Here is a 23,499-nt window from a genome sequence, read left to right as displayed (position 1 = left end):
ATAGGGTTTTAGTGCGAGGCGGGTAATGGCGGGGCAGATTGACCCTGTGGGAGCGGGCTTGCCCGCTCCCACAGGCAGTCAGTGCGTGCGTGCTACAGCAAACTCGCTCAGCTCAACCAGCGCATCGCGGTATTCGCTTGGCGGCAAGGCTTCGAGGCACACAATGGCGCGGGCCACGAAGTCGCGAGCCAGCTGGGCGGTGTAGTCCAGGGAACCAGAGGCCTCAACGGCTTCGCGAATGCTCTCCAGGTCCTCGATACCGCCTTTCTGGATCGCTTTGCGCACCAGGGCTGCCTGTTCAGGCGTGCCTTCACGCATGGTGTAGATCAGCGGCAGGGTCGGTTTGCCTTCGGCCAGATCGTCACCGACGTTCTTGCCCAGGGTTTCTGCATCGCCACGGTAGTCGAGCAGGTCGTCCACCAGCTGGAATGCCACGCCCAGGTGATCGCCAAAGGTGCGCAGCGCTTCGCTCTGTTCCGGCGTGGCACCGGCCAGCGCTGCAGCGCTGTGGGTCGAAGCCTCGAACAGCATCGCGGTCTTGCCGCGGATGACTTCCATGTAGGTTTCTTCGGTGGTGCTGGCGTCGCGCACTTTGGACAGCTGCAATACTTCGCCTTCGGCGATGATGCGGGTGGCTTGCGACAGGATTTTCATCACTGGCATCGAGCCCAGCTCAACCATCATCTCGAAGGAGCGCGAGTACAAAAAGTCGCCGACCAGTACGCTGGGGGCATTGCCCCAGGTAGCATTGGCAGTCTTGCGGCCACGGCGCATGCCCGACATGTCGACCACGTCGTCGTGCAGCAGGGTGGCGGTGTGCAGGAACTCAATGGTGGCGGCCAGCAGGCGCAAGTCGTCGCCTTCGCGACCCAGGGCCTTGCCACACAGCAACACTAATAAAGGACGCAGGCGCTTGCCGCCGGCCGAAGTAATGTAGTCGCCGATTTTTGAGACCAGCGGTACGCGTGAAGTCAGCTGCTTCTTGATGATGCCATCGACGGCGCTAAAATCGTCCGCCACCGCGCGGTAGAAAGCTTGGGGTTGCATCAGCGACAGGTGCTCCAGAAGGGTTGCGCGGCATGCTAGGTCGGGGGGCTGGGCCTGTCAAGGCGGATGGACGGCCCCTTGCAAGCCTGACTTGCCTTGCGTACAATCGCGCACCCTGAACTTCCTGGGCAGCACCTGCCTTACGCAATTGCATCTGGGCCGTTCCAGCCCCATGCAGCCATGCCAGCCAATACCTTTACCTATAAAGCGCTGGGTGAGCAGGATTATCGGAGAAATACCATGTCGTACGCAGTAATCGTTACTGGTGGCAAGCAATACAAAGTAGCTCCAGGTGAATACCTGAAGATCGAAAAACTGGAAATCGCTACCGGCGAATCCGTAACTTTTGATCGCGTTCTGTTGGTCGCCAATGGCGATGACGTGAACATCGGCGCTCCAGTTGTACCTGGCGCCACTGTTGTGGCTGAGGTGATCTCCCAAGGTCGTCACGATAAAGTCCGCATCATCAAGTTCCGTCGTCGTAAGCACCACATGAAGCGTATGGGCCACCGCCAGTGGTACACCGAGATCAAAATCACCGGTATTCAGGCTTAATTTCAGCCTAATTCCTCACTAGGAGAATTGACTCATGGCACACAAAAAAGCTGGTGGTAGTACCCGTAACGGTCGCGACTCAGAAGCCAAACGCCTTGGCGTGAAGATGTATGGCGGCCAGGCTATCATTCCGGGCAACATCATCGTGCGTCAGCGCGGCACCCAATTCCACGCTGGCTACGGCGTTGGTATGGGCAAAGATCACACCCTGTTCGCGAAAGTGGAAGGCGTGATCAAGTTCCAGGTTAAAGGCGCCTTCGGTCGTCGCTATGTAAGCATCGTTCCGAAGACTGCAGTCGTCGCGGCGTAATAGCTTGGTAGCTGGAAGAGCCCTGTCTTGCGACGGGGCTTTTTCGTTTGTGGGGTGAGTCTCTTGCAAAACTGTTTGTATGGGCTGCTGGCGCTGGATTTAACGGTCGTTGATTGAGGTCGCTGCGCTCATTTTTGCAAGAGTCTTATGTCTTGGTTTTTATCGGCTCGTCCTGATGACGAGAGGCGCGTTTTGTTATGAAGTTTGTAGATGAAGTATCGATCAAAGTAAAAGCAGGCGACGGTGGTAACGGTTGCATGAGTTTCCGTCGTGAGAAGTTCATCGAAAACGGTGGCCCAAACGGTGGTGATGGCGGTGATGGCGGCTCGATCTACATGGTCGCCGACGAAAACCTCAACACCCTGGTTGACTACCGTTACACCCGTCACTTTGACGCCCAGCGTGGCTCGAATGGCGGCAGTACGGATTGCACCGGTCGCAAGGGTGAGGATCTGGAGCTGCGTGTTCCGGTCGGCACTACCGTGATCGACGCTGGCACCCAGGAAATCATCGGCGACCTGACCAAGGCCGGCCAGCGTTTGCTGGTGGTGCATGGCGGTTGGCACGGTCTGGGTAATACCCGATTCAAATCCAGTACCAACCGTGCGCCACGCCAGACCACGCCGGGTAAGCCGGGTGAGCAGCGTGACCTGAAACTGGAGTTGAAGGTGTTGGCTGACGTTGGCCTGTTGGGCTTGCCGAATGCCGGTAAAAGTACCTTTATTCGTTCGGTGTCTGCGGCCAAGCCAAAAGTGGCGGATTATCCGTTCACCACCCTGGTGCCAAACCTGGGTGTGGTCAGCGTGGATCGCTGGAAGAGCTTTGTGATCGCCGATATTCCGGGTCTGATCGAAGGGGCTTCCGATGGTGCTGGCCTGGGGATCCGTTTCCTCAAGCACCTGGCGCGTACCCGTCTGTTGTTGCACCTCGTTGACATGGCACCGGTTGAGGGTAGCGAGAGCGCTGCTGATACCGCGGAAGTCATCGTTAACGAACTGACCAAGTTCAGCCCGTCGCTGGCTGAGCGTGATCGTTGGCTGGTGCTGAACAAGTGCGATTCGCTGCCACAAGACGAGCACGAAGCGCGCGTCAAGGAAGTGGTTGATCGCCTTGAGTGGACTGGCCCGGTTTACGTGATCTCGGCCATTGCCAAGATCGGTACCGAAAAGCTGTGCCACGACATCATGCGTTATCTGGAAGATCGTGCTGATCGTCTGGCTGCTGACCCTGCCTACAAGCAAGAGTTGGCCGAGCTGGATCAGCGTATCGAAGATGAAGCGCGTGCGCAGTTGCAGGCGCTGGATGACAAGCGTGCCCTGCGTCGCAGCGGCGTGAAGAGCGTCCATGACATCGGTAAAGATGACTGGGACGAAGAAGATGTTGATGATGAAGATGGTCCGGAAATCATTTACGTCCGCGACTGATTCGTTGCAGTAAACTACAGCGCCGCTCAATGAGCGGCGTTTTAGCATCTACGATTTGGTAATCAAAAATAATTCCATGGGTGGCGCTCGGTCGCGCTGCTCTCAGGCATAGGTTGGATGATGATGCGGAGCAAGGTGACGGGTGCGCAGCGCTGGGTCGTGAAGATCGGCAGCGCGTTGCTGACAGCGGATGGCAAGGGCCTGGATCGCGCGGCGATGGGCGTTTGGGTTGAACAGATGGTGGCGTTGCACGAGGCTGGCGTAGAGCTGGTGCTGGTGTCTTCGGGTGCGGTTGCGGCCGGAATGAGCCGCTTGGGCTGGACGGTGCGACCGAGTGCCATGCACGAGCTGCAAGCTGCTGCGGCTATTGGTCAGATGGGGTTGGTGCAGGCCTGGGAGTCGAGCTTTGCCGAGCATTCCCGGCATACCGCGCAGATCCTGCTGACCCATGACGATCTGTCTGATCGCAAACGCTACCTCAATGCCCGCAGCACCCTGCGTGCGCTGGTGGAATTGGGCGTGATCCCGGTCATCAATGAAAATGACACGGTGGTCACGGACGAAATCCGCTTCGGTGACAACGATACGCTGGCCGCGTTGGTGGCTAATCTGGTCGAGGCTGATCTGCTGGTGATCCTGACTGATCGCGACGGCATGTTTGATGCTGATCCGCGCAACAATCCTGATGCCAAGATGATCTACGAGGCGCGTGCCGATGATCCGGCGCTGGATGCAGTGGCAGGCGGTACCGGTGGTGCGTTGGGGCGTGGCGGCATGCAGACCAAGTTGCGCGCGGCGCGCCTGGCGGCGCGTTCCGGTGCGCACACGATCATTGTGGGTGGGCGTCTGGAGCGGGTGCTGGATCGTCTCAAGGCGGGCGAGCGACTGGGTACCTTGCTGTCCCCGGAGCGTGGCCTGCTGGCTGCGCGCAAGCAGTGGCTGGCCGGACACTTGCAGACCCGTGGCACGCTGGTGCTGGATGAAGGCGCTGTGGCGGCCTTGTCCAAGGGCAATAAAAGCCTGTTGCCTGTAGGGGTCAAGGCGGTTCAGGGCGGTTTCCGTCGTGGCGAGATGGTGGTGTGCGTCGCGCCGGACGGGCGGGAGATCGCTCGTGGCCTGGCCAACTACAGTGCTGCCGAGGCGCAAAAAATTATCGGGCAATCGTCGGATGCGATTGTCGGCTTGTTGGGTTATATGGCGGAACCTGAGCTGGTTCATCGCGATAACCTGATTCTGGTTTGAATTTGAGGTGTGGTATGCGCTTGATTGGCGGTTTATTGGGTTTGATGTTGGCGATGCCGCTAATGGCCTCGGCGGAAGAAATTGGCTCGGTGTCGACGGTCTTCAAATTTGTCGGGCCTAATGACCGTATCGTCGTAGAGGCATTCGATGATCCCAAGGTAGATGGCGTGACTTGCTACCTTTCTCGTGCCAAGACGGGTGGCATGAAAGGTGGTCTGGGTTTGGCTGAAGATCGCGCCGAGGCGTCGATTGCCTGCCGTCAGACCGGGCCGATCAGCTTCAAGGGTGACCTGAAAGAGGGTGATGAGGTGTTCAAGGAGCGGACTTCGCTGGTCTTCAAGACCATGCAGGTGGTGCGTTTCCTGGATAAAAAGCGTAATACGCTGGTGTATCTGGTGTACAGCGACCGCTTGATCGAAGGCAGTCCGCAGAATGCCGTAACGGCAATCCCGATTTTGCCGTGGCCGCACGAGTAACGTTGCTCAAGAAAAGCCGCGCTTGTCGCGGCTTTTTTTTGCCGTTTTTTCGCCACTTTGTAGCTGCTTCGTCCCTCTCCAGGAGGGAGAGGGGACTGACTGCGCGCACCCTCAAGATCTCAGTTGATCAGCTCCCTCTCCCTTGGGGGAGGGTTGGGGTGAGGGGCTTTTGATTGCGCTGGGCTCTGAATTGTCGCGTCGTCGCGCCCGCTGGCAGGTGGGCTAGGTCTGTCGCAGAGTATCTACAGGGTTTTTCGTACGCTGATCAAATCGCAGGCAATAAAAAACCGACCCTAAGGTCGGTTTTTTAAAAAGCTTATCGCTTAAGCAGCAGTCGCAAGGTTCAACGCCTTGACGTGGCCATTCAGGCGGCTCTTATGGCGAGCAGCTTTGTTCTTGTGGATGATACCTTTATCGGCCATACGGTCGATAACAGGAACAGCCAGAACATAAGCAGCTTGCGCTTTAGCAGCGTCTTTTGCGTCGATGGCTTTAACTACATTCTTGATGTAGGTACGAACCATGGAACGCAGGCTGGCGTTGTGGCTGCGACGCTTCTCAGCCTGTTTTGCACGTTTTTTGGCGGAAGGTGTGTTGGCCACCGTCGAGCTCCTCGAAAGACTTTTGGGAAATAACAAACAAAATAGGCCGCGAATCATGCCGATGACGAGAACTCTTGTCAAGGGCGTTTGATGCGATCCGCTGAGTGGTGGATCGAGGCAGACGGGATATTTATTTCCGGCGCTTGACCTGTAAACTCGCGAGCTTGGCTCTGTGCTGTTGCGGCGCGCAGTATCGCATAAGTGGGCGCTTTGTTCGCCTGCTCTTTCTCTATAGGCAAAAACTCTTTCAATGAATTTGCTCAAGTCGTTGGCTGCCGTCAGCTCAATCACCATGATTTCCAGGGTTCTGGGCTTCATTCGCGACACCATTATTGCCCGTGCCTTCGGTGCCGGAATGGCCACGGATGCATTCTTTATTGCCTTCAAACTGCCAAACCTGCTGCGCAGGATCTTCGCCGAGGGCGCTTTTTCCCAGGCCTTTGTGCCGATTCTGGCCGAGTACAAAAGCCAGCAGGGCGAGGAGGCGACCCGCACTTTTGTCGCTTATGTCGCCGGGCTTTTGACCCTGGTGCTGGCCATTGTCACCGTGCTGGGCATGGTGGCGGCCCCCTGGGTCATCTGGGCAACGGCCCCGGGGTTCGCCACGACCCCTGAAAAATTCGAGCTCACCAGCGACATGCTGCGGGTCACCTTCCCTTATATCCTGCTGATCTCGCTGTCATCCCTGGCGGGGGCGATCCTCAATACCTGGAACCGTTTTGCGGTGCCGGCCTTTGTGCCGACCCTGCTTAACGTCAGCATGATTGTGTTTGCGTTGTTCCTGACGCCGTATTTCGATCCGCCGGTGATGGCTCTGGGCTGGGCCGTGCTGGTGGGTGGTCTGGCGCAGTTGCTGTTTCAACTGCCACACCTGAAAAAGATCGGCATGCTGGTGCTGCCAAGGCTCAATTTGCGCGATACCGGCGTGTGGCGGGTGATGAAACAGATGCTGCCAGCCATCCTTGGGGTCTCGGTCAGTCAGATCTCTCTGATCATCAATACGATATTTGCCTCATTCCTTGTGGCTGGATCGGTGTCATGGATGTACTACGCGGACCGTCTAATGGAGTTGCCTTCAGGAGTGCTGGGGGTGGCGCTGGGCACCATCCTGCTGCCAACCCTGTCCAAGACCTACGCCAACAAAGACCGTCAGGAGTATTCGCGTATTCTCGACTGGGGCTTGCGCCTGTGTTTTGTGCTGGTGCTTCCATGTTCCCTGGCGCTGGCCATCCTGTCCGAGCCGCTTACCGTTTCACTGTTCCAGTACGGCCAGTTCACGGCGCTGGATGCGGCCATGACCCAGCGTGCATTGATCGCTTATTCGCTGGGCCTGCTCGGAATCATCATTATCAAGGTGTTGGCGCCAGGCTTTTATGCACAGCAAAACATTCGCACGCCAGTCAAAATAGCGGTATTCACCCTGGTGGTGACGCAGTTGCTCAACTTGGTCTTTATCGTGCCGTTGCAGCATGCGGGGCTGGCGTTGGCCATCAGCGTAGGCGCCTGTATCAATGCCGGGCTGCTGTTCTGGCAGTTGCGCCGGCAAAAGCTGTTTGTCGCCCAGCCGGGCTGGACCAAATACCTGTTCAAGCTGGTGCTGGCCGTAGCCGTGATGTCGGCGGTATTGCTGGGCTTGATGCACCTGATGCCGGCCTGGGATCACGGCAATATGCTGGAGCGCTTTATTCGTCTGGGCGGCTTGGTTGTCGCGGGCGTGCTGGCGTATTTCGGTATGCTGCTGCTGTTGGGGCTGCGTTTGAAGGATTTCGCCCGCAAGTCACTTATGTAAGCTAATGACGGGTCAGACGTCGATTTTGTCGAATTGACCCGATTTGCCTTGCGCTGTTGCCTGTCGTACTGGGCCGGGTGTGGTTATAATCGACCACTTTATGAGCAAGAAGCGCGTTATGCAGCTGGTTCTAGGCCTTCACAATCTGCGGCCCCAGCATCGGGGCTGTGTCGCCACTATTGGCAACTTTGACGGTGTACACCGTGGTCACCAGGCTATCCTGGGCCGGCTGCGTGAGCGTGCACTGGAGTTGGGCGTGCCCAGCTGCGTGGTGATTTTCGAGCCGCAGCCGCGCGAATTCTTCGCCCCGGATACGGCTCCTGCACGTCTGGCCCGGTTGCGCGACAAGTTGCAACTGCTGGCAGACGCCGGAGTCGACCGGGTGCTGTGCCTGGCGTTCAATCAACGTCTGTGCAAGCTCAGCGCCGCCGAATTCGTCGATACCATTCTGGTCGACGGCCTGGGCGTGCAGCATCTGGAGGTCGGTGACGACTTCCGTTTTGGCTGCGATCGCGTCGGCGATTTTGACTTTTTGCAGCAGGCTGGCCAGATGCAGGGTTTCACCGTCGAGGCGGCGCAAACGGTTGAGCTTGATGGCGTACGCATCAGCAGCACCAAGGTGCGTGATGCTCTGGCCAGTGCCGACTTCTCCCTGGCAGAGCGTTTGCTGGGGCGCCCTTTTCAAATCGCTGGCCGGGTATTGCACGGGCAAAAACTGGCGCGCCAGTTGGGCACGCCGACCGCCAATATTCAGCTCAAGCGTCGTCGTGTGCCGTTGACCGGGGTGTACCTGGCCAGCGTCGAGATCGACGGTAAAACCTGGCCCGGCGTCGCCAATATCGGCGTGCGGCCAACCGTAGCAGGGGATGGCAGCGCCCATCTTGAAGTACATCTGTTGGATTTCGCCGGCGATCTGTATGGTCGGCGTTTGAACGTGGCATTCCACCACAAGCTGCGTGATGAGCAGCGTTTCGCCTCCCTGGAGGCGCTCAAGACGGCGATCAATGCGGACGTCGCCGCCGCCCGAGCCTTTTGGCTGGGTCAACCGCTTAAAAAGAGCCTGAAATGACCGACTACAAAGCCACGCTAAACCTCCCGGACACCGCCTTCCCAATGAAGGCCGGCCTGCCACAGCGCGAACCGCAAATTTTGCAGCGCTGGGACAGCATTGGCCTGTACGGGAAGTTGCGCGAGATTGGCAAGGATCGCCCGAAGTTCGTACTTCACGACGGTCCTCCGTACGCCAACGGCACTATCCATATCGGTCATGCGCTGAACAAGATTCTGAAAGACATGATCATCCGCTCCAAGACCCTGTCGGGTTTTGACGCGCCGTATGTGCCGGGCTGGGATTGCCATGGTTTGCCGATTGAACACAAGGTCGAAGTGACCCACGGTAAAAACCTGAGCGCGGATAAAACCCGCGAGCTGTGCCGTGCCTACGCCACCGAGCAGATCGAGGGGCAGAAATCCGAGTTCATCCGTCTGGGTGTGCTGGGTGATTTCGCCAACCCGTACAAGACCATGGACTTCAAAAACGAAGCCGGTGAAATCCGTGCTTTGGCTGAGATCGTCAAGGGCGGTTTTGTGTTCAAGGGCCTCAAGCCGGTGAACTGGTGCTTCGATTGCGGTTCGGCCCTGGCTGAAGCTGAAGTTGAATACCAGGACAAGAAGTCTGCGGCCATCGACGTTGCCTTCCCGGTTGCCGACGAAGCCAGGCTGGCAGAGGCCTTTGGTCTGGCGGCACTGAGCAAACCTGCTTCGATCGTGATCTGGACCACCACCCCGTGGACCATTCCGGCCAACCAGGCGCTTAACGTACACCCGGAATTCACCTACGCGCTGGTCGACGTGGGCGACAAGTTGCTGGTACTGGCTGAAGAACTGGTCGAATCGAGTCTGGCGCGTTACAACCTGCAGGGTTCGGTCATCGCGACCACCACTGGCTCAGCGCTTGAACTGATCAACTTCCGTCACCCGTTCTATGACCGTCTGTCGCCTGTTTATCTGGCCGACTACGTTGAGCTGGGTGCTGGCACTGGTGTGGTTCACTCGGCTCCAGCCTACGGCGTAGACGACTTCGTGACCTGCAAAGCCTATGGCATGGTCAACGACGACATCATCAACCCGGTGCAAAGCAATGGCGTTTACGTGCCGTCGCTGGAGTTCTTCGGTGGCCAGTTCATCTGGAAGGCCAACCAGAACATCATCGACAAGCTGATCGAAGTCGGTTCGTTGATGTTCACCGAGACCATCAGCCACAGCTATATGCACTGCTGGCGCCACAAGACGCCGCTGATCTACCGTGCCACCGCCCAGTGGTTTATCGGTATGGACAAGCAGCCGACTGATGGCGATACCTTGCGCACCCGTGCGCTGCAAGCGATCGAAGACACCCAGTTCGTTCCGGCCTGGGGTCAGGCGCGCCTGCACTCGATGATCGCCAACCGCCCGGACTGGTGCATCTCGCGTCAACGCAACTGGGGCGTGCCGATCCCGTTTTTCCTGAACAAGGAAAGCGGCGAGCTGCACCCGCGCACCGTCGAAATGATGGAAGAAGTGGCCAAGCGCGTTGAAGTCGAAGGCATCGAGGCGTGGTTCAAGCTGGATGCTGCCGAGCTGCTGGGCGACGAAGCGCCGCTGTACGACAAGATCAGCGATACCCTCGACGTCTGGTTCGATTCGGGCACCACGCACTGGCATGTCCTTCGCGGTTCGCACCCGATGGGTCATGAAACCGGCCCACGCGCTGATCTCTACCTTGAAGGCTCCGACCAGCACCGTGGCTGGTTCCACTCGTCGTTGCTGACGGGTTGCGCCATCGACAACCACGCGCCGTACCGCGAGCTGCTGACCCACGGTTTTACCGTGGACGAAGCGGGCCGCAAGATGTCCAAGTCGCTGGGCAACGTGATTGCACCGCAAAAGGTCAACGACACCCTGGGCGCCGACATCATGCGTCTGTGGGTTGCCTCGACCGACTACTCGGGCGAAATCGCGGTTTCCGACCAGATCCTGCAGCGCAGTGCGGACGCCTACCGACGTATCCGCAATACCGCACGCTTCCTGCTGTCGAACCTGACCGGTTTCAATCCAGCCACCGACATCCTGCCTGCCGAAGAAATGCTGGCACTGGACCGTTGGGCGGTGGATCGTGCGTTGCTGCTGCAACGTGAGCTGGAGCTGCATTACGGCGAATACCGTTTCTGGAACGTGTACTCCAAGGTGCACAACTTCTGCGTTCAGGAGCTGGGCGGTTTCTATCTCGACATCATCAAGGACCGCCAGTACACCACCGGCGCCAACAGCAAGGCTCGCCGTTCGTGCCAGACCGCGCTGTTCCACATCTCTGAAGCGCTGGTGCGCTGGATCGCTCCGATCCTGGCGTTCACCGCTGATGAGTTGTGGCAGTACCTGCCGGGCGAGCGCAACGAATCGGTGATGCTCAACACCTGGTACGAAGGCCTGACTGAACTGCCGGAAGGCACCGAACTGGATCGCGCCTACTGGGAGCGAATCATGGCGGTCAAGGTTGCGGTCAACAAGGAAATGGAAAACTTGCGCGCAGCCAAGGCCATTGGCGGTAACTTGCAAGCAGAAGTGACCCTGTTCGCCGAAGATCAGCTGGCTGCTGATTTGTCCAAGTTGAGCAACGAGCTGCGTTTCGTGTTGATCACCTCCACTGCCAGCGTTGCGCCTTTTGCGCAGGCTCCAGCAGATGCCGTGGTTACCGAAGTGGCTGGCCTCAAACTCAAGGTGGTCAAGTCGGCCCATGCCAAGTGCGCCCGTTGCTGGCACTGCCGTGAAGACGTCGGCGTTAACCCCGAGCACCCTGAAATCTGCGGTCGTTGTGTAGACAATATCAGCGGCGCTGGTGAGGTACGTCACTATGCCTAATACCAGCACTACCGGGCGCTTCGGGCGCCTGGGCTGGCTCTGGTTGACTGTGCTGGTCCTGGTCATTGACCTGACCAGCAAGGTCTACTTCGACAATTCGCTGCAGATGTACCAGCAGATTGTGGTGATTCCCGACCTGTTCAGCTGGACCCTGGCTTACAACACCGGTGCGGCCTTCAGCTTCCTGGCGGACAGTGCCGGCTGGCAGCGCTGGCTGTTTGCCCTGATCGCGGTCGTGGTCAGTGCCGTGCTGGTGGTCTGGCTCAAGCGTCTGGGGCGCAATGACACCTGGTTGGCCATTGCCCTTGCCCTGATTCTGGGCGGCGCACTGGGTAACCTGTATGACCGTATTGTCTACGGTCATGTGGTCGATTTCATTCTGGTGCATTGGCAAAATCGCTGGTACTTCCCTGCGTTCAACTTCGCCGACAGTGCGATTTGCGTAGGTGCCGTGATGCTGGCACTGGATATGTTCAAAAGTAAAAAGCCCGAGGAACCCGCTCATGACTGAGCAGCGTATTGGTCAGAACACGCAGGTCACTCTGCATTTTGCTTTGCGTCTGGAAAATGGCGACACCGTTGACAGCACCTTCGACAAATCCCCGGCCACTTTCAAGGTGGGTGATGGCAGCTTGCTGCCAGGGTTTGAAGCGGCGTTGTTCGGTTTCAAGGCGGGTGACAAGCGCACACTGGAGATTCTTCCGGAAAACGCCTTTGGCCAGCCTAACCCGCAAAACGTGCAGATCATTCCGCGTTCGCAGTTCAAGGACATGGAGTTGTCGCAAGGTTTGCTGGTGATCTTCAATGATGCGGCCAACACCGAGCTTCCGGGTGTGGTCAAAGAGTTCGATGACGAGCAAGTCACCATTGATTTCAACCATCCGCTGGCAGGCAAAACCCTGACCTTCGACGTGGAAATCAAAGACGTTCAAGCGCTGTAATCCAGTGCCCGGCTGCGGCCGGGCCTGATTGGCATTATTTTTCTGCGCGTCCCACGAGGCCCAGCATGCATATCAAACTCGCCAACCCCCGTGGCTTCTGCGCCGGGGTGGACCGTGCGATTGAAATCGTCAATCGTGCTCTGGAAGTTTTCGGTCCGCCTATCTATGTTCGCCACGAAGTGGTGCACAACAAATTTGTCGTTGAAGACCTGCGTTCCCGTGGCGCTATTTTCGTCGAAGAGCTGGATCAGGTGCCGGACGACGTCATTGTGATATTCAGTGCCCACGGCGTTTCCCAGGCCGTGCGTACAGAGGCTGCCGGGCGTGGTCTCAAGGTGTTCGACGCGACCTGCCCGCTGGTGACAAAGGTGCATATTGAGGTCGCGCGCTATAGCCGTGATGGCCGTGAGTGCATTTTGATTGGTCATGCCGGTCATCCGGAAGTCGAAGGCACCATGGGCCAGTACGACGCCAGTAATGGTGGCGCGATCTACCTGGTCGAAGATGAAAAGGATGTTGCGAACCTGCAGGTCAAAGACCCGGAAAAACTGGCCTTTGTAACCCAGACAACCTTGTCGATGGACGACACCAGTCGTGTGATCGACGCCCTGCGTTCGCGCTTCCCGGCCATTGGCGGACCGCGCAAGGACGATATCTGCTATGCCACGCAAAACCGTCAGGATGCGGTCAAGCAACTGGCTGATGAGTGCGATGTCGTGTTGGTAGTTGGCAGCCCGAACAGCTCCAACTCCAACCGCCTGCGCGAACTGGCGGAGCGTATGCAGACCCCCGCCTACCTGATCGACGGTGCTGAAGACCTGCAAAAAAGCTGGTTCGACGGCGTAAACAGCATCGGTATCACCGCCGGTGCATCGGCCCCAGAGGTACTGGTACGTGGCGTGATTCAACAGCTGCATGCCTGGGGCGCAACCGGTGCCGACGAGCTGGCCGGCCGTGAAGAGAATGTTACGTTCTCCATGCCCAAAGAGTTGCGCGTTCGCGCCATTACCTAAGCGTGCCTGCATAAGGCCTGTGCAGTTTTATCGCTGCGCAGGCTGATGCGCCCGCTCTTGGCCAGCACCACTTGATAGTGGCTCTGTGCAGTCCTTGCCTGACAAACATGCAGTGTCCCGGCTTGAAAGGCGCCTCCAATCAGTTGTGGCTCGCCCAGCGGGTTGAAGCGCACATACCGTTTAACCGGTGTATTGCCCGCAATGGGTATGCGCCCACTGCCCTGTGACTCGACCAGCACCGGGTTGCCCTTGTCCAGATGGCCTTGGCCGCTCAAGTCCAGAATCGTCCTCCAGCCTCGGCTCCAATCTTCTTCGTACGGATAAACCACCACAAATTGTTGGCGTAGCAGTGCTTGTGCGCGTGCATTGCGCAGGCTGCTGGCCAGTTGTTCGGCAGTGATCTGACGCTGATGATGCTCGACAAGGGCGCTATAGGCCGGGCTGGCAAAACGGGCCGTAAGCGCCACGATCGTCAGCGTCAGTAGCAGCTGGATCAGACTCATGCCACGTTGATGCATAGCGTCCTCCCTGGACGGTTCAAGTGTGTTTTCTCTGTATAGCGAACTCTGGCACTACAGGTTCACGGCAATGGTTTCATCATGTTTTCTCACCGTTAACAGCTTACGAATTCAGGCGAAAAATCCGGCTGGTTTGCTTGGCTTCGTCCTGCCGTGCAGAGCAGCGGGGGAGGCTAGGCTTTTGTCTGGGCGGCACAGGGCGTGCCGTCGAACCCTCTGATATGGACGATTCGGATGCCTCGATTAGTTAAAAGTCGACAAGACGGGATGAGCTTGATCGAAGTGCTTATCGCGCTGTTGATTCTGTTTATCAGCCTGATGGGCTCTGCTGCTATGCAACTCAATGCCTTGAAACATACGGCAAGCGCGCTGATAAGCACCCAGGACAGTTTTATTGCCTACAGCAGGCTGGATCAGATGCGCGCGGAGGTCGTCCACCCCTTGTCGAGCGGTCATGCCGGGGCCGGGTCATCATGAGCAATCCCCGTTCAGGTTTTGGCCTGATCGAGCTGATGGTGGCTCTGGCGCTGGGAATGCTGGTAGTGCTGGGCATGACGCAGATTTTCTCAAGCAGCCGCGAGGCTTACTTAAGCCAGCGGTCGTCGGCAAGGCTGCAGGAGGATGCGCGTTATGTGCTGAGTAAACTGGCTCGGGAGATTCGCATGGCGGGCATGTTTGGCTGCCTGTCAGTCGATCGTATTGTTGATGCGCCCTCTGTTTTTAAAACACCGGTCTCCTGGCAGAGGGGGGTGTTGCGCATGATCAGTTCGGACGTGGCGCTTCAGGCTGCCAAGCCTGACTGGACTGTGGTCTCGGACTGCACAAGTTTCGCCCGGGCCTATCCCGGGGCAAGGTCGTTTTTGGCTCCCGGTGAAACGGCATTTCCCGTGCGTGAATTGTTTTACCGTCATGAGCACGGGCAGTTAAAGATCGGGCCCAATAAAGCGGTGCTGCTCGATAATGTGGCTGCCTTTGACGTGAGTTTTGGCGTGGCCGGGACGGCAGGTTCGCACTCCGTGCTGCGTTATGAGAGTCGTCTGGTCAAAGGTTCCAGTCTGCGCAGCATCCGTATCGGCCTGACATTGCGAGACCGCGCCGGGCGGGTCAAGGACCAGGTCTATCAGTTGGAAGTCGCTTTGCGTAACCGGCTGGCTTAGGGCGCGCATCATGCCTTTGCCATTGATTTGTCAGCGCGGCATGGCACTGCTGGTCAGCCTGGTTTTCATGCTGTTGCTGAGCCTGATCGGGATGGCTGCATTGATCAGTGCGACCCTTCAGGAAAAAATGTCTGCAGGCGTTCAACATGCCAACCACTCATTTCAGGCCGCAGAAGCGGCGCTTGGCAGCGGGGAGGCCTGGCTTCAGATCCAATGGGGCAGGGTAATGCCTTGCACTTCGCCAGCAAGCTGTAACCCGCCCCCAGAGGTGCGTACTCAGGCTGTGCCAGGCATCGATCCGGCCTCCGGGGTACGTTGGATAAGCGTTGCGAACGGGCTGTATGGTGTTCAGAACCTTGGGCCAAGCATTACGCCAGCCCATTTGCCAGTGACCACCACTACCCGTTTGTATCGAGTTACCGGTATTGGCTGGCACGGGCAGTCGCGCACCGTACTGGAGAGTATTTATGCGCGTTATCAAGGGCCGGATAACGCTTCGCAAGAGCGTGTTGCCAGGGGTTTTCACCGGGTCATGTGGCGACAGCTGCAATAGGACGCACGAAATGTACAGGTATGTAGCAGGTTTTACCCTGATCGAACTGATGATCGTCGTGGTTATCACCGGTATCCTTGGCGCATTCGTTTATCCGTTGTACGGCGATTATGTAAAGCGGGCTTACCGCTCTCAAGTTGTTGTCCTGTTGACGGAGCAAGCCCAAAGTCTTGAGCGCTTTTACACAAAGAACGCGGTATATAGCGGTATGAAAGACCTTAGTTCAGGCAATCAGCACTACGACATCAGTGCCGATCTCGTCGACCACGGCTACTGGCTGAAGGCGACGCCCAAACAAGGTTCGGCAATGGCGGGGGATTCGTGCGGGAGCTTTACGCTGGCTCACACCGGTATGGCAACGATAACCCAGGCCGCCCCTGGCCTGACAATGCAGCAGTGTTGGGGGCGCTAACGATTGATTTTGAATGACGGGCTGGATTAACAGATGGCTAGGCAGCAACGGGTGGTGATTGTCGGGGGCGGTGTCATAGGCCTGCTGACTGCGTTTAATCTGGCGGCTGATGTAGAGCAGGTGATTGTGCTGGAGCGTGGCGGGGCGGGCCAGGAGTCCTCCTGGGCCGGCGGCGGTATTGTTTCGCCGCTTTATCCGTGGCGCTATAACTGTGCTGTAACGGCCCTGGCGCACTGGTCTCAGGACTTTTATCCGCAATTGGCCGAGCGTCTGTTTGCTTCGACGGGTATTGATCCTGAAGTACACACCACCGGGCTGTACTGGCTGGACCTGGATGATGAGGCTCAGGCGCTGGAGTGGGCCGGGCGCGAAGGGCGACCTCTGGGGGCGGTCGATATGTCGGCAGTCCATGATGCCGTGCCCGTGCTGGGCGGTGGTTATGCACACGCAATTTATATGGCTAATGTGGCCAATGTGCGGAATCCGCGGTTGGTGAAATCGCTGAAGGCTGCACTGCAGGCGATGCCGAATGTCACTGTGCATGAGCAGTGCGAGGTGCTCGGCTTTGTTCGCGAAGGCGAAAGAGTTTGCGGGGTCAATACGGCCCGGGGTGAGATTCGCGGCGACGAGGTGGTGTTGTCGGCCGGGGCCTGGAGCGGTGAGTTGTTGAGCGGGCTGGGGCTGGAGTTGCCTGTGGAGCCGGTCAAGGGGCAGATGATCCTGTACAAATGCGCATCTGACTTTTTGTCGTGCATGGTGCTGGCAAAAGGGCGTTATGCCATTCCCCGCCGCGACGGTCATATCCTGATCGGTAGCACGCTGGAGCATGAAGGCTTTGATAAAACCCCGACCCTTACGGCCCTTGAGAGCCTCAAGGCCTCGGCAGTCGAATTGATCCCGGCCCTGGCCGATGCTGAAGTGGTGGGGCACTGGGCCGGGCTGCGGCCAGGTTCGCCCGAGGGCATTCCGTATATTGGGCGGGTGTCAGGTTTTGATGGTCTGTGGCTCAACTGCGGGCACTATCGCAACGGTCTGGTATTGGCACCGGCGTCCTGCCAATTATTCGCGGACTTGCTGCTGGGGCGTGAGCCGATTATCGACCCGACGCCTTATGCGCCAGAGGGGCGGATTTAAGCGGCTACAAACACAGAGGGATTTCTGTCGATACTCTGTTGTAGATCAAGCCCTATTGTGGGAGCGAGCCTGCTCGCGAACGACCTTCGCGAGCAGGCTCGCTCCCACAGTTGCCGTTTTCCTGTCGTAGCCTGCGGCAGCGATCACAGGTGGCTTAACCCCTTGGTTTTGGCCCTTGCTCCAGATGCTGCTGGGTGCAATACCACTCTTGTTGCTGGCTCAGGGCGCGGTCACGGGGCAGGTGTACGCCACAGTGGGCGCAGCGCACCATTGGCTGAGCGCTCGGGTCGACCGGTTTTTTGGTCGCGGCCATACCGGTCTTGTATTTGCGCCACAGCCAAACGCCTGCAGCAATCAGCGCTGCCCAGATCAGTAAACGAAGCATGGTAATTCGCTATTCGAGAAAAGATGCACCAGTTTAGCCAAGGACCTGGCAGGCGCACAGCGGTAAATCAAACATAAAAAAAGAGCTCCGAAGAGCTCTTTTTTTATGTGCTGAACGATCAGTCGAACAGGCCCAGGGTCATGTAGCTGAACCAGGAGCGGCTTTTACCTTCAGCTTGCGGTTCTTCGATGATGTCGCCATCGGCATCCTTTGGCTTCAGTTCTGCCGGGATTGCATCCTTGGCATCCTGGTACTGCTTCTGGATATCCATGTTTGCACGGGTTTCACCCGGTGGCAGCGGTGTGCTGGATTCGATCAGGCCCAATGTGGCCTTGCTCAGCCATGAACGGTTGTCCGACTCGGAAACCTGCGGCACAAACTGGCCGTCTACCAGGCTCGGGTGGTCCGGGTAGTTGGTCTTGAGCACTTCAAGGCTGGTGTTGGCCAGCTGGTCGAGATGCATGCGCTGGTAGGACTCAACCATTACCGCCAGGCCGTCGCCGACCGAAGGAGTTTCCTGGAAGTTTTCGACCACATAGCGGCCACGGTTGGCAGCGGCTACATAAGCCTGACGAGTCAGGTAGTAATCGGCTACGTGGATTTCATACGCTGCCAACAGGTTGCGCAGGTAGATCATGCGCTGCTTGGCGTCGGGTGCGTAGCGGCTGTTGGGGAAGCGGCTGGTGAGCTGGGCGAACTCGTTGTAGGAGTCGCGTGCAGCGCCCGGGTCACGCTTGCTCATGTCCAGCGGCAGGAAGCGCGCCAGCAGGCCAACGTCCTGGTCAAAGGAGGTCAGGCCCTTGAGGTAGTAGGCGTAGTCAACGTTCGGATGCTGTGGATGCAGGCGGATAAACCGTTCGGCAGCCGACTTGGCCGCTTCGGGCTCGGAGTTCTTGTAGTAGGCGTAAATAAGTTCAAGCTGGGCCTGGTCGGCGTAGCGACCGAACGGGTAGCGTGACTCAAGGGCCTTGAGTTTGGCGGTAGCACTGGTATAGCTGTGGTTGTCCAGGTCGGCCTGTGCCTGCTGGTACAGCTCCACTTCGCTGAGGTTTTCGTCAACGACTTCTTTAGTCGACGAGCAAGCGGCGGTCAGTGCGAGGATGGCGATCAGCAGCAGGTGTCTCACTTGCATGGCGGCTTGCGTCCCTATGACGGCCGCTGTCTTGGGCGGGTCCGTCCTGTTATGATGAGTGCCCCGTGAAAAGCCTCGGGGCAAAAGACGCCGTATTTAACCACAAGCGCGCAGCCGAAACCAAAGGCTTGGCGCGGTCCTGATGAGCATGTCCGAGAAAATTCAACTTCGCGAAGAGGTGCCGTCCGAACTGGGTGGCCAACGCCTCGATCAAGTCGCCGCACAATTATTCGCTGAGCACTCGCGCTCGCGCCTTTCCGCCTGGATCAAAGACGGCCGCCTTACTGTGGACGGAGCCGTCATACGCCCCCGTGACATCGTACACGGCGGTGCCATCCTGGAGCTGACTGCAGAGCAGGAAGCCCAGGGTGAGTGGATCGCTGAAGACATCCCCCTGGATATCGTCTACGAAGACGATGACATCCTGGTCATCAACAAGCCTGCGGGCCTTGTGGTGCACCCGGCTGCGGGGCATGCCAGTGGTACTTTGCTCAATGCCTTGCTGCATCACGTACCGGACATTATCAATGTGCCGCGTGCGGGGATCGTGCATCGCCTGGACAAGGACACCACCGGTCTGATGGTGGTCGCCAAGACCATTCAGGCGCAGACACAACTGGTTACACAGTTGCAGAGCCGCAGTGTCAGTCGTATCTATGAGTGCATCGTTATCGGTGTCGTGACCGCCGGGGGCAAGATCGACGCGCCTATCGGCCGTCACGGCCAGCAGCGTCAGCGCATGGCGGTAATGGAAGGCGGCAAGCAGGCGGTCAGTCATTACCGTGTGCTTGAGCGTTTCCGTTCCCACACCCATGTGCGGGTAAAGCTGGAAACCGGTCGTACGCACCAGATTCGTGTGCATATGTCTCATATCAACTTCCCGTTGGTCGGAGACCCTGCTTACGGCGGTCGCTTCCGTATTCCGCCGTCTGCCAGCGTGACGATGGTCGAGTCCCTGAAAAACTTCCCGCGTCAGGCGCTCCATGCCCGTTTCCTCGAGCTGGATCATCCGACGACCGGTAAGCGCATGAGCTGGGAATCAGCACTGCCTGACGACTTTGTCTGGCTGTTGACGTTGCTCAAGCAAGACCGTGAGGCATTTATCGGGTGAACACCTTCCTGATTCCTGACTGGCCAGCGCCGGCAGGCATCCGGGCCTGTGTGACCACCCGTGCGGGCGGCGTCAGTGTGGCGCCGTTCGACAGCTTCAACCTGGGCGACCATGTAGGCGACGACCGTGTTGCCGTTGCGCATAACCGCCATCGCCTTACCCATATTTTTGACGTACAGCCCGCCTGGCTTAGCCAGGTTCACGGGGTTGTGGTCGCACCTGCCAATCCCGAACTGATTGTTGAGGCCGATGCCAGCTGGACGGCCACCCCCGGTATTGCCTGTACGGCAATGACGGCGGATTGTTTGCCTGCATTGTTCTGCGATCGTGCTGGCACTCGTGTTGCGGTAGCCCATGCCGGTTGGCGCGGGCTGGCGGCCGGGGTGCTTGAAGCCGCCGCACTAAGCCTCAATGTTGCGCCACAGGAGCTGCTTGTGTGGCTGGGGCCGGCCATTGGCCCCAAGGCATTTGAGGTCGGGGCCGAGGTGCGGGAGGTCTTTGTAAAAGACATGCCCCAGGCCGAAGCCGCCTTTGTGCCCAGCATCAATGCCGGGCGTTTTATGGCCGATATCTATGAGCTGGCGCGTTTGCGTCTGGCCCGCTTCGGTATCACGGCTGTGTACGGCGGGGGTTTTTGCACCGTGACCGACCCGCGTTTCTTCTCCTATCGGCGCAGTCCCAATACTGGCCGCTTCGCATCACTGGTTTGGATCGAAAGACCGTCCAGCTGATCTGCGTCATTTTCCAAACGCTTGAAACTCTCGTAATCGCCCGCATCTACTATGGTATCTGGCAGGTTTCTTCATTCAGGAGTTTCCATCCCTCCGGCCTGCTCATAAGGAAGGTGACGAATGCGTATAGATAGATTAACCAGCAAGTTGCAATTGGCGTTGTCCGATGCTCAGTCATTGGCCGTTGGCCTCGATCATCCGGCCATCGAGCCTGCGCACTTGATGCAGGCATTGCTGGAACAGCAGGGCGGTTCGATCAAGCCGTTGCTGATGCAAGTCGGTTTCGATGTAAACAGCCTGCGTAAAGAGCTGACCAAAGAGCTCGATCAGCTGCCAAAAATTCAGAATCCGACTGGCGACGTAAACATGTCGCAGGATTTGGCACGTCTGTTGAACCAGGCGGATCGTCTGGCGCAGCAAAAAGGCGACCAGTACATCACCAGCGAAGTTGTATTGCTGGCGGCGATGGACGACAACAGCAAGCTGGGCAAGTTGTTGCTGGGTCAGGGCGTGAGCAAGAAAGCCCTGGAAAATGCCATCAACAACCTGCGTGGCGGCGAAGCGGTCAATGACCCGAACGTTGAAGAGTCACGCCAGGCGCTGGACAAGTACACCATTGACCTGACCAAGCGCGCCGAAGAGGGCAAGCTCGACCCGGTGATCGGTCGTGACGATGAAATTCGTCGCACCATTCAGGTCTTGCAGCGCCGTACCAAGAACAACCCGGTACTGATCGGTGAGCCTGGCGTGGGTAAAACCGCGATTGCCGAAGGTCTGGCACAACGGATCATCAATGGCGAAGTGCCTGACGGCCTCAAGGGCAAACGTCTGCTGTCCCTGGACATCGGTGCGCTGATTGCCGGTGCCAAGTTCCGCGGTGAGTTCGAGGAGCGCCTGAAAGCAGTGCTTAACGAGCTGTCGAAGCAGGAAGGGCAAGTCATCCTGTTTATCGACGAATTGCATGTCATGGTTGGCGCCGGTAAAGGCGAGGGTGCCATGGATGCGGGCAATATGCTCAAGCCTGCACTGGCTCGCGGTGAGTTGCACTGCGTGGGTGCGACCACGCTCAACGAGTACCGCCAATACATCGAGAAGGACGCAGCACTTGAGCGTCGCTTCCAGAAAGTACTGGTGGACGAGCCGAGCGAAGAAGACACCATTGCGATCCTGCGTGGCCTCAAAGAGCGTTATGAAGTTCACCACAAGGTAGCGATTACCGACGGTGCGATCATTGCGGCGGTCAAACTCAGCCATCGTTACATCACCGACCGGCAGTTGCCGGACAAGGCGATTGACCTGATGGACGAGGCTGCCAGCCGTATCCGCATGGAGATCGACTCCAAGCCTGAGGTACTGGACCGTCTTGAACGTCGCTTGATTCAACTGAAGGTTGAAGCCCAGGCGTTGAAGAAAGAAGAAGACGAGGCCGCGAAAAAACGCCTCGAGAAATTGCAGGAAGAAATCGAGCGTCACGAGCGCGAATATTCGGACCTCGAAGAGATCTGGACCTCGGAAAAAGCCGAAGTGCAGGGTTCTGCCCAGATCCAGCAGAAAATCGAGCAGGCGCGCCAGGAGCTTGAAGTGGCCCGCCGCAGCGGCAACCTCAACCGCATGGCCGAGTTGCAGTACGGGATCATCCCTGATCTGGAACGCAGCCTGCAGATGGTCGACGAGCACAGCGGCAAAACTGAAAACCAGTTGTTGCGCAGCAAAGTGACTGAAGAGGAAATCGCGGAAGTGGTATCGAAGTGGACGGGTATCCCGGTCTCCAAGATGCTCGAAGGCGAACGCGACAAGCTGATGAAAATGGAAAGCCTGTTGCATGAGCGCGTGATTGGCCAGGACGAGGCCGTAGTGGCTGTGTCCAACGCCGTGCGGCGTTCCCGTGCCGGCCTGAGTGACCCGAACCGTCCTAGCGGCTCGTTCATGTTCCTCGGCCCGACCGGTGTGGGTAAAACCGAGTTGTGCAAGGCGCTGGCCGAGTTCCTCTTTGATACTGAAGAGGCGATGGTGCGGATCGATATGTCCGAGTTCATGGAGAAACATTCCGTGGCTCGACTGATCGGTGCACCACCAGGCTATGTGGGCTACGAAGAAGGCGGTTATCTGACCGAAGCGGTACGGCGCAAGCCTTACTCGGTGATCCTGCTGGATGAAGTCGAGAAGGCTCACCCGGACGTGTTCAACGTGTTGCTGCAAGTGCTGGAAGACGGTCGCCTGACTGACAGCCACGGCCGTACCGTGGACTTCCGCAACACGGTGATCGTGATGACCTCCAACCTGGGCTCTGCACAGATCCAGGAGCTGGTGGGCGATCGCGAGGCACAGCGTGCAGCGGTGATGGATGCGGTCAGCACCCACTTCCGTCCGGAGTTCGTGAACCGGATCGACGAAGTGGTGATCTTCGAGCCTCTGGCCCGTGATCAGATTGCTGGCATCGCCGAAATCCAGTTGGGTCGTCTGCGCAGTCGTCTGGCTGAGCGTGACTTGAGCCTTGAGCTGAACCAGGATGCTCTGGACAAGCTGATTGCGGTTGGTTACGACCCGGTTTATGGCGCACGCCCTCTGAAACGTGCGATCCAGCGCTGGATCGAAAACCCGCTGGCACAACTGATCCTGTCCGGTCAGTTCTTGCCTGGCACCACCGTGACAGCCAGCGTGAAGGACGACGAAATCGTCTTCGCATAAGGTTTGAAAGCGGTGTTTTAACAGAGGCCTCGCTTTGCGAGGCCTTTTTTTTCTAGGGTGTTGATCTGTAAGGAAAACGCTTGTAATATGCGCCCCGCAGCAAGCAACCCGTAATAGCGACTTGGCCCAAACCGAGAAGCCCGCTGGAAGAGCTAAGTAATTGTCTTCTAACGAAAAATAAGGGTTGACAAGGCTTTTAAAGTTTGTAGAATAGCCGACCTCAGAGACGCCAACGCAGCGATGCGAAGAACTCGAAGAGTGTTGCTAAGCAGTAAGGCAACAACGTTACAAATTGAAATATGTAGTTCCGCGATAGCTCAGTTGGTAGAGCAAATGACTGTTAATCATTGGGTCCCTGGTTCGAGTCCAGGTCGTGGAGCCA

At 57.9% G+C, this 23,499-nt stretch carries 24 protein-coding genes and 1 tRNA gene; 20 read left to right on the top strand and 5 right to left on the bottom strand.

The window, feature by feature from the left end:
- Nucleotides 1-78: 78 nt before the first annotated feature.
- Nucleotides 79-1,047, bottom strand: coding sequence for a polyprenyl synthetase family protein (locus tag GHN92_RS20470; protein WP_094999351.1), 969 nt, complete (start codon nucleotides 1,045-1,047; stop codon nucleotides 79-81).
- Between the two features lie 240 nt (nucleotides 1,048-1,287).
- On the opposite strand from GHN92_RS20470, the gene rplU reads away from it, so the two are divergent.
- From rplU to GHN92_RS20445, 5 genes are all read left to right on the top strand, one after another.
- Nucleotides 1,288-1,602: a 50S ribosomal protein L21 gene (rplU, locus tag GHN92_RS20465; protein WP_007901869.1), complete on the top strand. Its 315-nt coding sequence runs from the start codon at nucleotides 1,288-1,290 to the stop codon at nucleotides 1,600-1,602.
- Between the two features lie 34 nt (nucleotides 1,603-1,636).
- Nucleotides 1,637-1,912, top strand: a complete 276-nt coding sequence (rpmA, locus tag GHN92_RS20460; protein ID WP_003443913.1) for a 50S ribosomal protein L27 — start codon at nucleotides 1,637-1,639, stop codon at nucleotides 1,910-1,912.
- A gap of 197 nt (nucleotides 1,913-2,109) precedes the next feature.
- The gene (gene cgtA, locus GHN92_RS20455; RefSeq protein WP_153380994.1) at nucleotides 2,110-3,336 is read left to right on the top strand and encodes an Obg family GTPase CgtA; all 1,227 of its coding nucleotides are present in this window, start codon (nucleotides 2,110-2,112) and stop codon (nucleotides 3,334-3,336) included.
- A 123-nt stretch (nucleotides 3,337-3,459) separates the two neighbouring features.
- Entirely contained in the window at nucleotides 3,460-4,578 is a 1,119-nt protein-coding gene (gene proB, locus GHN92_RS20450; RefSeq protein ID WP_019824017.1) for a glutamate 5-kinase, read from the top strand.
- A gap of 14 nt (nucleotides 4,579-4,592) precedes the next feature.
- Nucleotides 4,593-5,054, top strand: a complete 462-nt coding sequence (locus GHN92_RS20445; RefSeq protein WP_094999349.1) for a CreA family protein — start codon at nucleotides 4,593-4,595, stop codon at nucleotides 5,052-5,054.
- 323 nt (nucleotides 5,055-5,377) lie between these two features.
- Here the strand turns inward: GHN92_RS20445 and rpsT are convergent, their stop codons facing one another.
- A complete protein-coding gene (gene rpsT, locus GHN92_RS20440; RefSeq protein WP_003443902.1) occupies nucleotides 5,378-5,656 on the bottom strand; it encodes a 30S ribosomal protein S20 in 279 nt (92 codons plus the stop codon).
- Between the two features lie 250 nt (nucleotides 5,657-5,906).
- Between rpsT and murJ the strand changes: the two genes are divergently transcribed.
- The 6 genes from murJ (at nucleotide 5,907) to ispH (ending at nucleotide 13,296) form a co-directional block, all read left to right on the top strand.
- Nucleotides 5,907-7,445, top strand: coding sequence for a murein biosynthesis integral membrane protein MurJ (murJ, locus tag GHN92_RS20435; RefSeq protein ID WP_095018378.1), 1,539 nt, complete (start codon nucleotides 5,907-5,909; stop codon nucleotides 7,443-7,445).
- Between the two features lie 118 nt (nucleotides 7,446-7,563).
- The gene (ribF, locus tag GHN92_RS20430; RefSeq protein ID WP_094999347.1) at nucleotides 7,564-8,514 is read left to right on the top strand and encodes a bifunctional riboflavin kinase/FAD synthetase; all 951 of its coding nucleotides are present in this window, start codon (nucleotides 7,564-7,566) and stop codon (nucleotides 8,512-8,514) included.
- Complete coding sequence (gene ileS / locus GHN92_RS20425) at nucleotides 8,511-11,342, top strand: isoleucine--tRNA ligase (protein ID WP_095018377.1); 2,832 nt, start codon at nucleotides 8,511-8,513, stop codon at nucleotides 11,340-11,342. Before ribF ends, ileS begins: the two co-directional genes overlap by 4 nt.
- On the top strand, nucleotides 11,335-11,853 hold the full coding sequence (gene lspA / locus GHN92_RS20420) for a signal peptidase II (RefSeq protein ID WP_094999345.1): 519 nt from the start codon (nucleotides 11,335-11,337) through the stop codon (nucleotides 11,851-11,853). The genes ileS and lspA overlap by 8 nt, the downstream gene beginning before the upstream one ends.
- Nucleotides 11,846-12,283, top strand: coding sequence for an FKBP-type peptidyl-prolyl cis-trans isomerase (fkpB, locus tag GHN92_RS20415; protein WP_086795845.1), 438 nt, complete (start codon nucleotides 11,846-11,848; stop codon nucleotides 12,281-12,283). Before lspA ends, fkpB begins: the two co-directional genes overlap by 8 nt.
- Before the next feature lie 65 nt (nucleotides 12,284-12,348).
- Nucleotides 12,349-13,296 carry a 4-hydroxy-3-methylbut-2-enyl diphosphate reductase gene (ispH, locus tag GHN92_RS20410; RefSeq protein ID WP_094999344.1) on the top strand — a complete coding sequence of 316 codons (948 nt, stop codon included), beginning with the start codon at nucleotides 12,349-12,351 and terminating at the stop codon, nucleotides 13,294-13,296.
- Here ispH and GHN92_RS20405 read toward each other — a convergent pair.
- Nucleotides 13,293-13,814 carry a GspH/FimT family protein gene (locus tag GHN92_RS20405; protein ID WP_240043139.1) on the bottom strand — a complete coding sequence of 174 codons (522 nt, stop codon included), beginning with the start codon at nucleotides 13,812-13,814 and terminating at the stop codon, nucleotides 13,293-13,295. The genes ispH and GHN92_RS20405 overlap by 4 nt on opposite strands.
- Nucleotides 13,815-14,048: 234 nt before the next feature.
- On the opposite strand from GHN92_RS20405, the gene pilV reads away from it, so the two are divergent.
- From pilV to thiO, 5 genes are read left to right on the top strand one after another with little or no spacing between them, the layout of a single operon-like run.
- A complete protein-coding gene (pilV, locus tag GHN92_RS20400) occupies nucleotides 14,049-14,291 on the top strand; it encodes a type IV pilus modification protein PilV (protein ID WP_094999343.1) in 243 nt (80 codons plus the stop codon).
- The gene (locus GHN92_RS20395) at nucleotides 14,288-14,971 is read left to right on the top strand and encodes a PilW family protein (protein WP_094999342.1); all 684 of its coding nucleotides are present in this window, start codon (nucleotides 14,288-14,290) and stop codon (nucleotides 14,969-14,971) included. Before pilV ends, GHN92_RS20395 begins: the two co-directional genes overlap by 4 nt.
- A gap of 10 nt (nucleotides 14,972-14,981) precedes the next feature.
- The gene (locus GHN92_RS20390; protein WP_095031754.1) at nucleotides 14,982-15,524 is read left to right on the top strand and encodes a PilX N-terminal domain-containing pilus assembly protein; all 543 of its coding nucleotides are present in this window, start codon (nucleotides 14,982-14,984) and stop codon (nucleotides 15,522-15,524) included.
- 10 nt (nucleotides 15,525-15,534) lie between these two features.
- Nucleotides 15,535-15,936, top strand: coding sequence for a type IV pilin protein (locus GHN92_RS20385; RefSeq protein ID WP_095023416.1), 402 nt, complete (start codon nucleotides 15,535-15,537; stop codon nucleotides 15,934-15,936).
- Nucleotides 15,937-15,969: 33 nt separating this feature from the next.
- Nucleotides 15,970-17,070 (top strand): glycine oxidase ThiO, encoded by a 1,101-nt coding sequence (thiO, locus tag GHN92_RS20380; protein WP_095018372.1) that lies wholly within the window; start codon nucleotides 15,970-15,972, stop codon nucleotides 17,068-17,070.
- 154 nt (nucleotides 17,071-17,224) lie between these two features.
- Here the strand turns inward: thiO and GHN92_RS20375 are convergent, their stop codons facing one another.
- Complete coding sequence (locus GHN92_RS20375) at nucleotides 17,225-17,455, bottom strand: PP0621 family protein (RefSeq protein ID WP_094999338.1); 231 nt, start codon at nucleotides 17,453-17,455, stop codon at nucleotides 17,225-17,227.
- A gap of 118 nt (nucleotides 17,456-17,573) precedes the next feature.
- Nucleotides 17,574-18,587 (bottom strand): outer membrane protein assembly factor BamD, encoded by a 1,014-nt coding sequence (locus GHN92_RS20370; RefSeq protein WP_094999337.1) that lies wholly within the window; start codon nucleotides 18,585-18,587, stop codon nucleotides 17,574-17,576.
- A 148-nt stretch (nucleotides 18,588-18,735) separates the two neighbouring features.
- Between GHN92_RS20370 and rluD the strand changes: the two genes are divergently transcribed.
- The 4 genes from rluD to GHN92_RS20350 all read left to right on the top strand — a co-directional run bounded on the left by rluD (nucleotide 18,736) and on the right by GHN92_RS20350 (nucleotide 23,499).
- Nucleotides 18,736-19,698, top strand: coding sequence for a 23S rRNA pseudouridine(1911/1915/1917) synthase RluD (gene rluD, locus GHN92_RS20365; RefSeq protein WP_094999964.1), 963 nt, complete (start codon nucleotides 18,736-18,738; stop codon nucleotides 19,696-19,698).
- Nucleotides 19,695-20,429, top strand: a complete 735-nt coding sequence (pgeF, locus tag GHN92_RS20360) for a peptidoglycan editing factor PgeF (protein WP_178102662.1) — start codon at nucleotides 19,695-19,697, stop codon at nucleotides 20,427-20,429. The genes rluD and pgeF overlap by 4 nt, the downstream gene beginning before the upstream one ends.
- Before the next feature lie 120 nt (nucleotides 20,430-20,549).
- Nucleotides 20,550-23,117 carry an ATP-dependent chaperone ClpB gene (gene clpB, locus GHN92_RS20355; protein WP_094999335.1) on the top strand — a complete coding sequence of 856 codons (2,568 nt, stop codon included), beginning with the start codon at nucleotides 20,550-20,552 and terminating at the stop codon, nucleotides 23,115-23,117.
- 306 nt (nucleotides 23,118-23,423) lie between these two features.
- A tRNA-Asn gene (locus GHN92_RS20350) sits at nucleotides 23,424-23,499 on the top strand.

Origin of the sequence: Pseudomonas sp. FSL R10-2964 (genome assembly GCF_009600035.1) — a bacterium.
In the GTDB taxonomy this organism is placed as follows: Bacteria; Pseudomonadota; Gammaproteobacteria; order Pseudomonadales; family Pseudomonadaceae; genus Aquipseudomonas; species Aquipseudomonas bubulae.
Note: the sequence above shows the minus strand (reverse complement) of the source record. Positions and strands in the feature narration are given on the sequence as shown.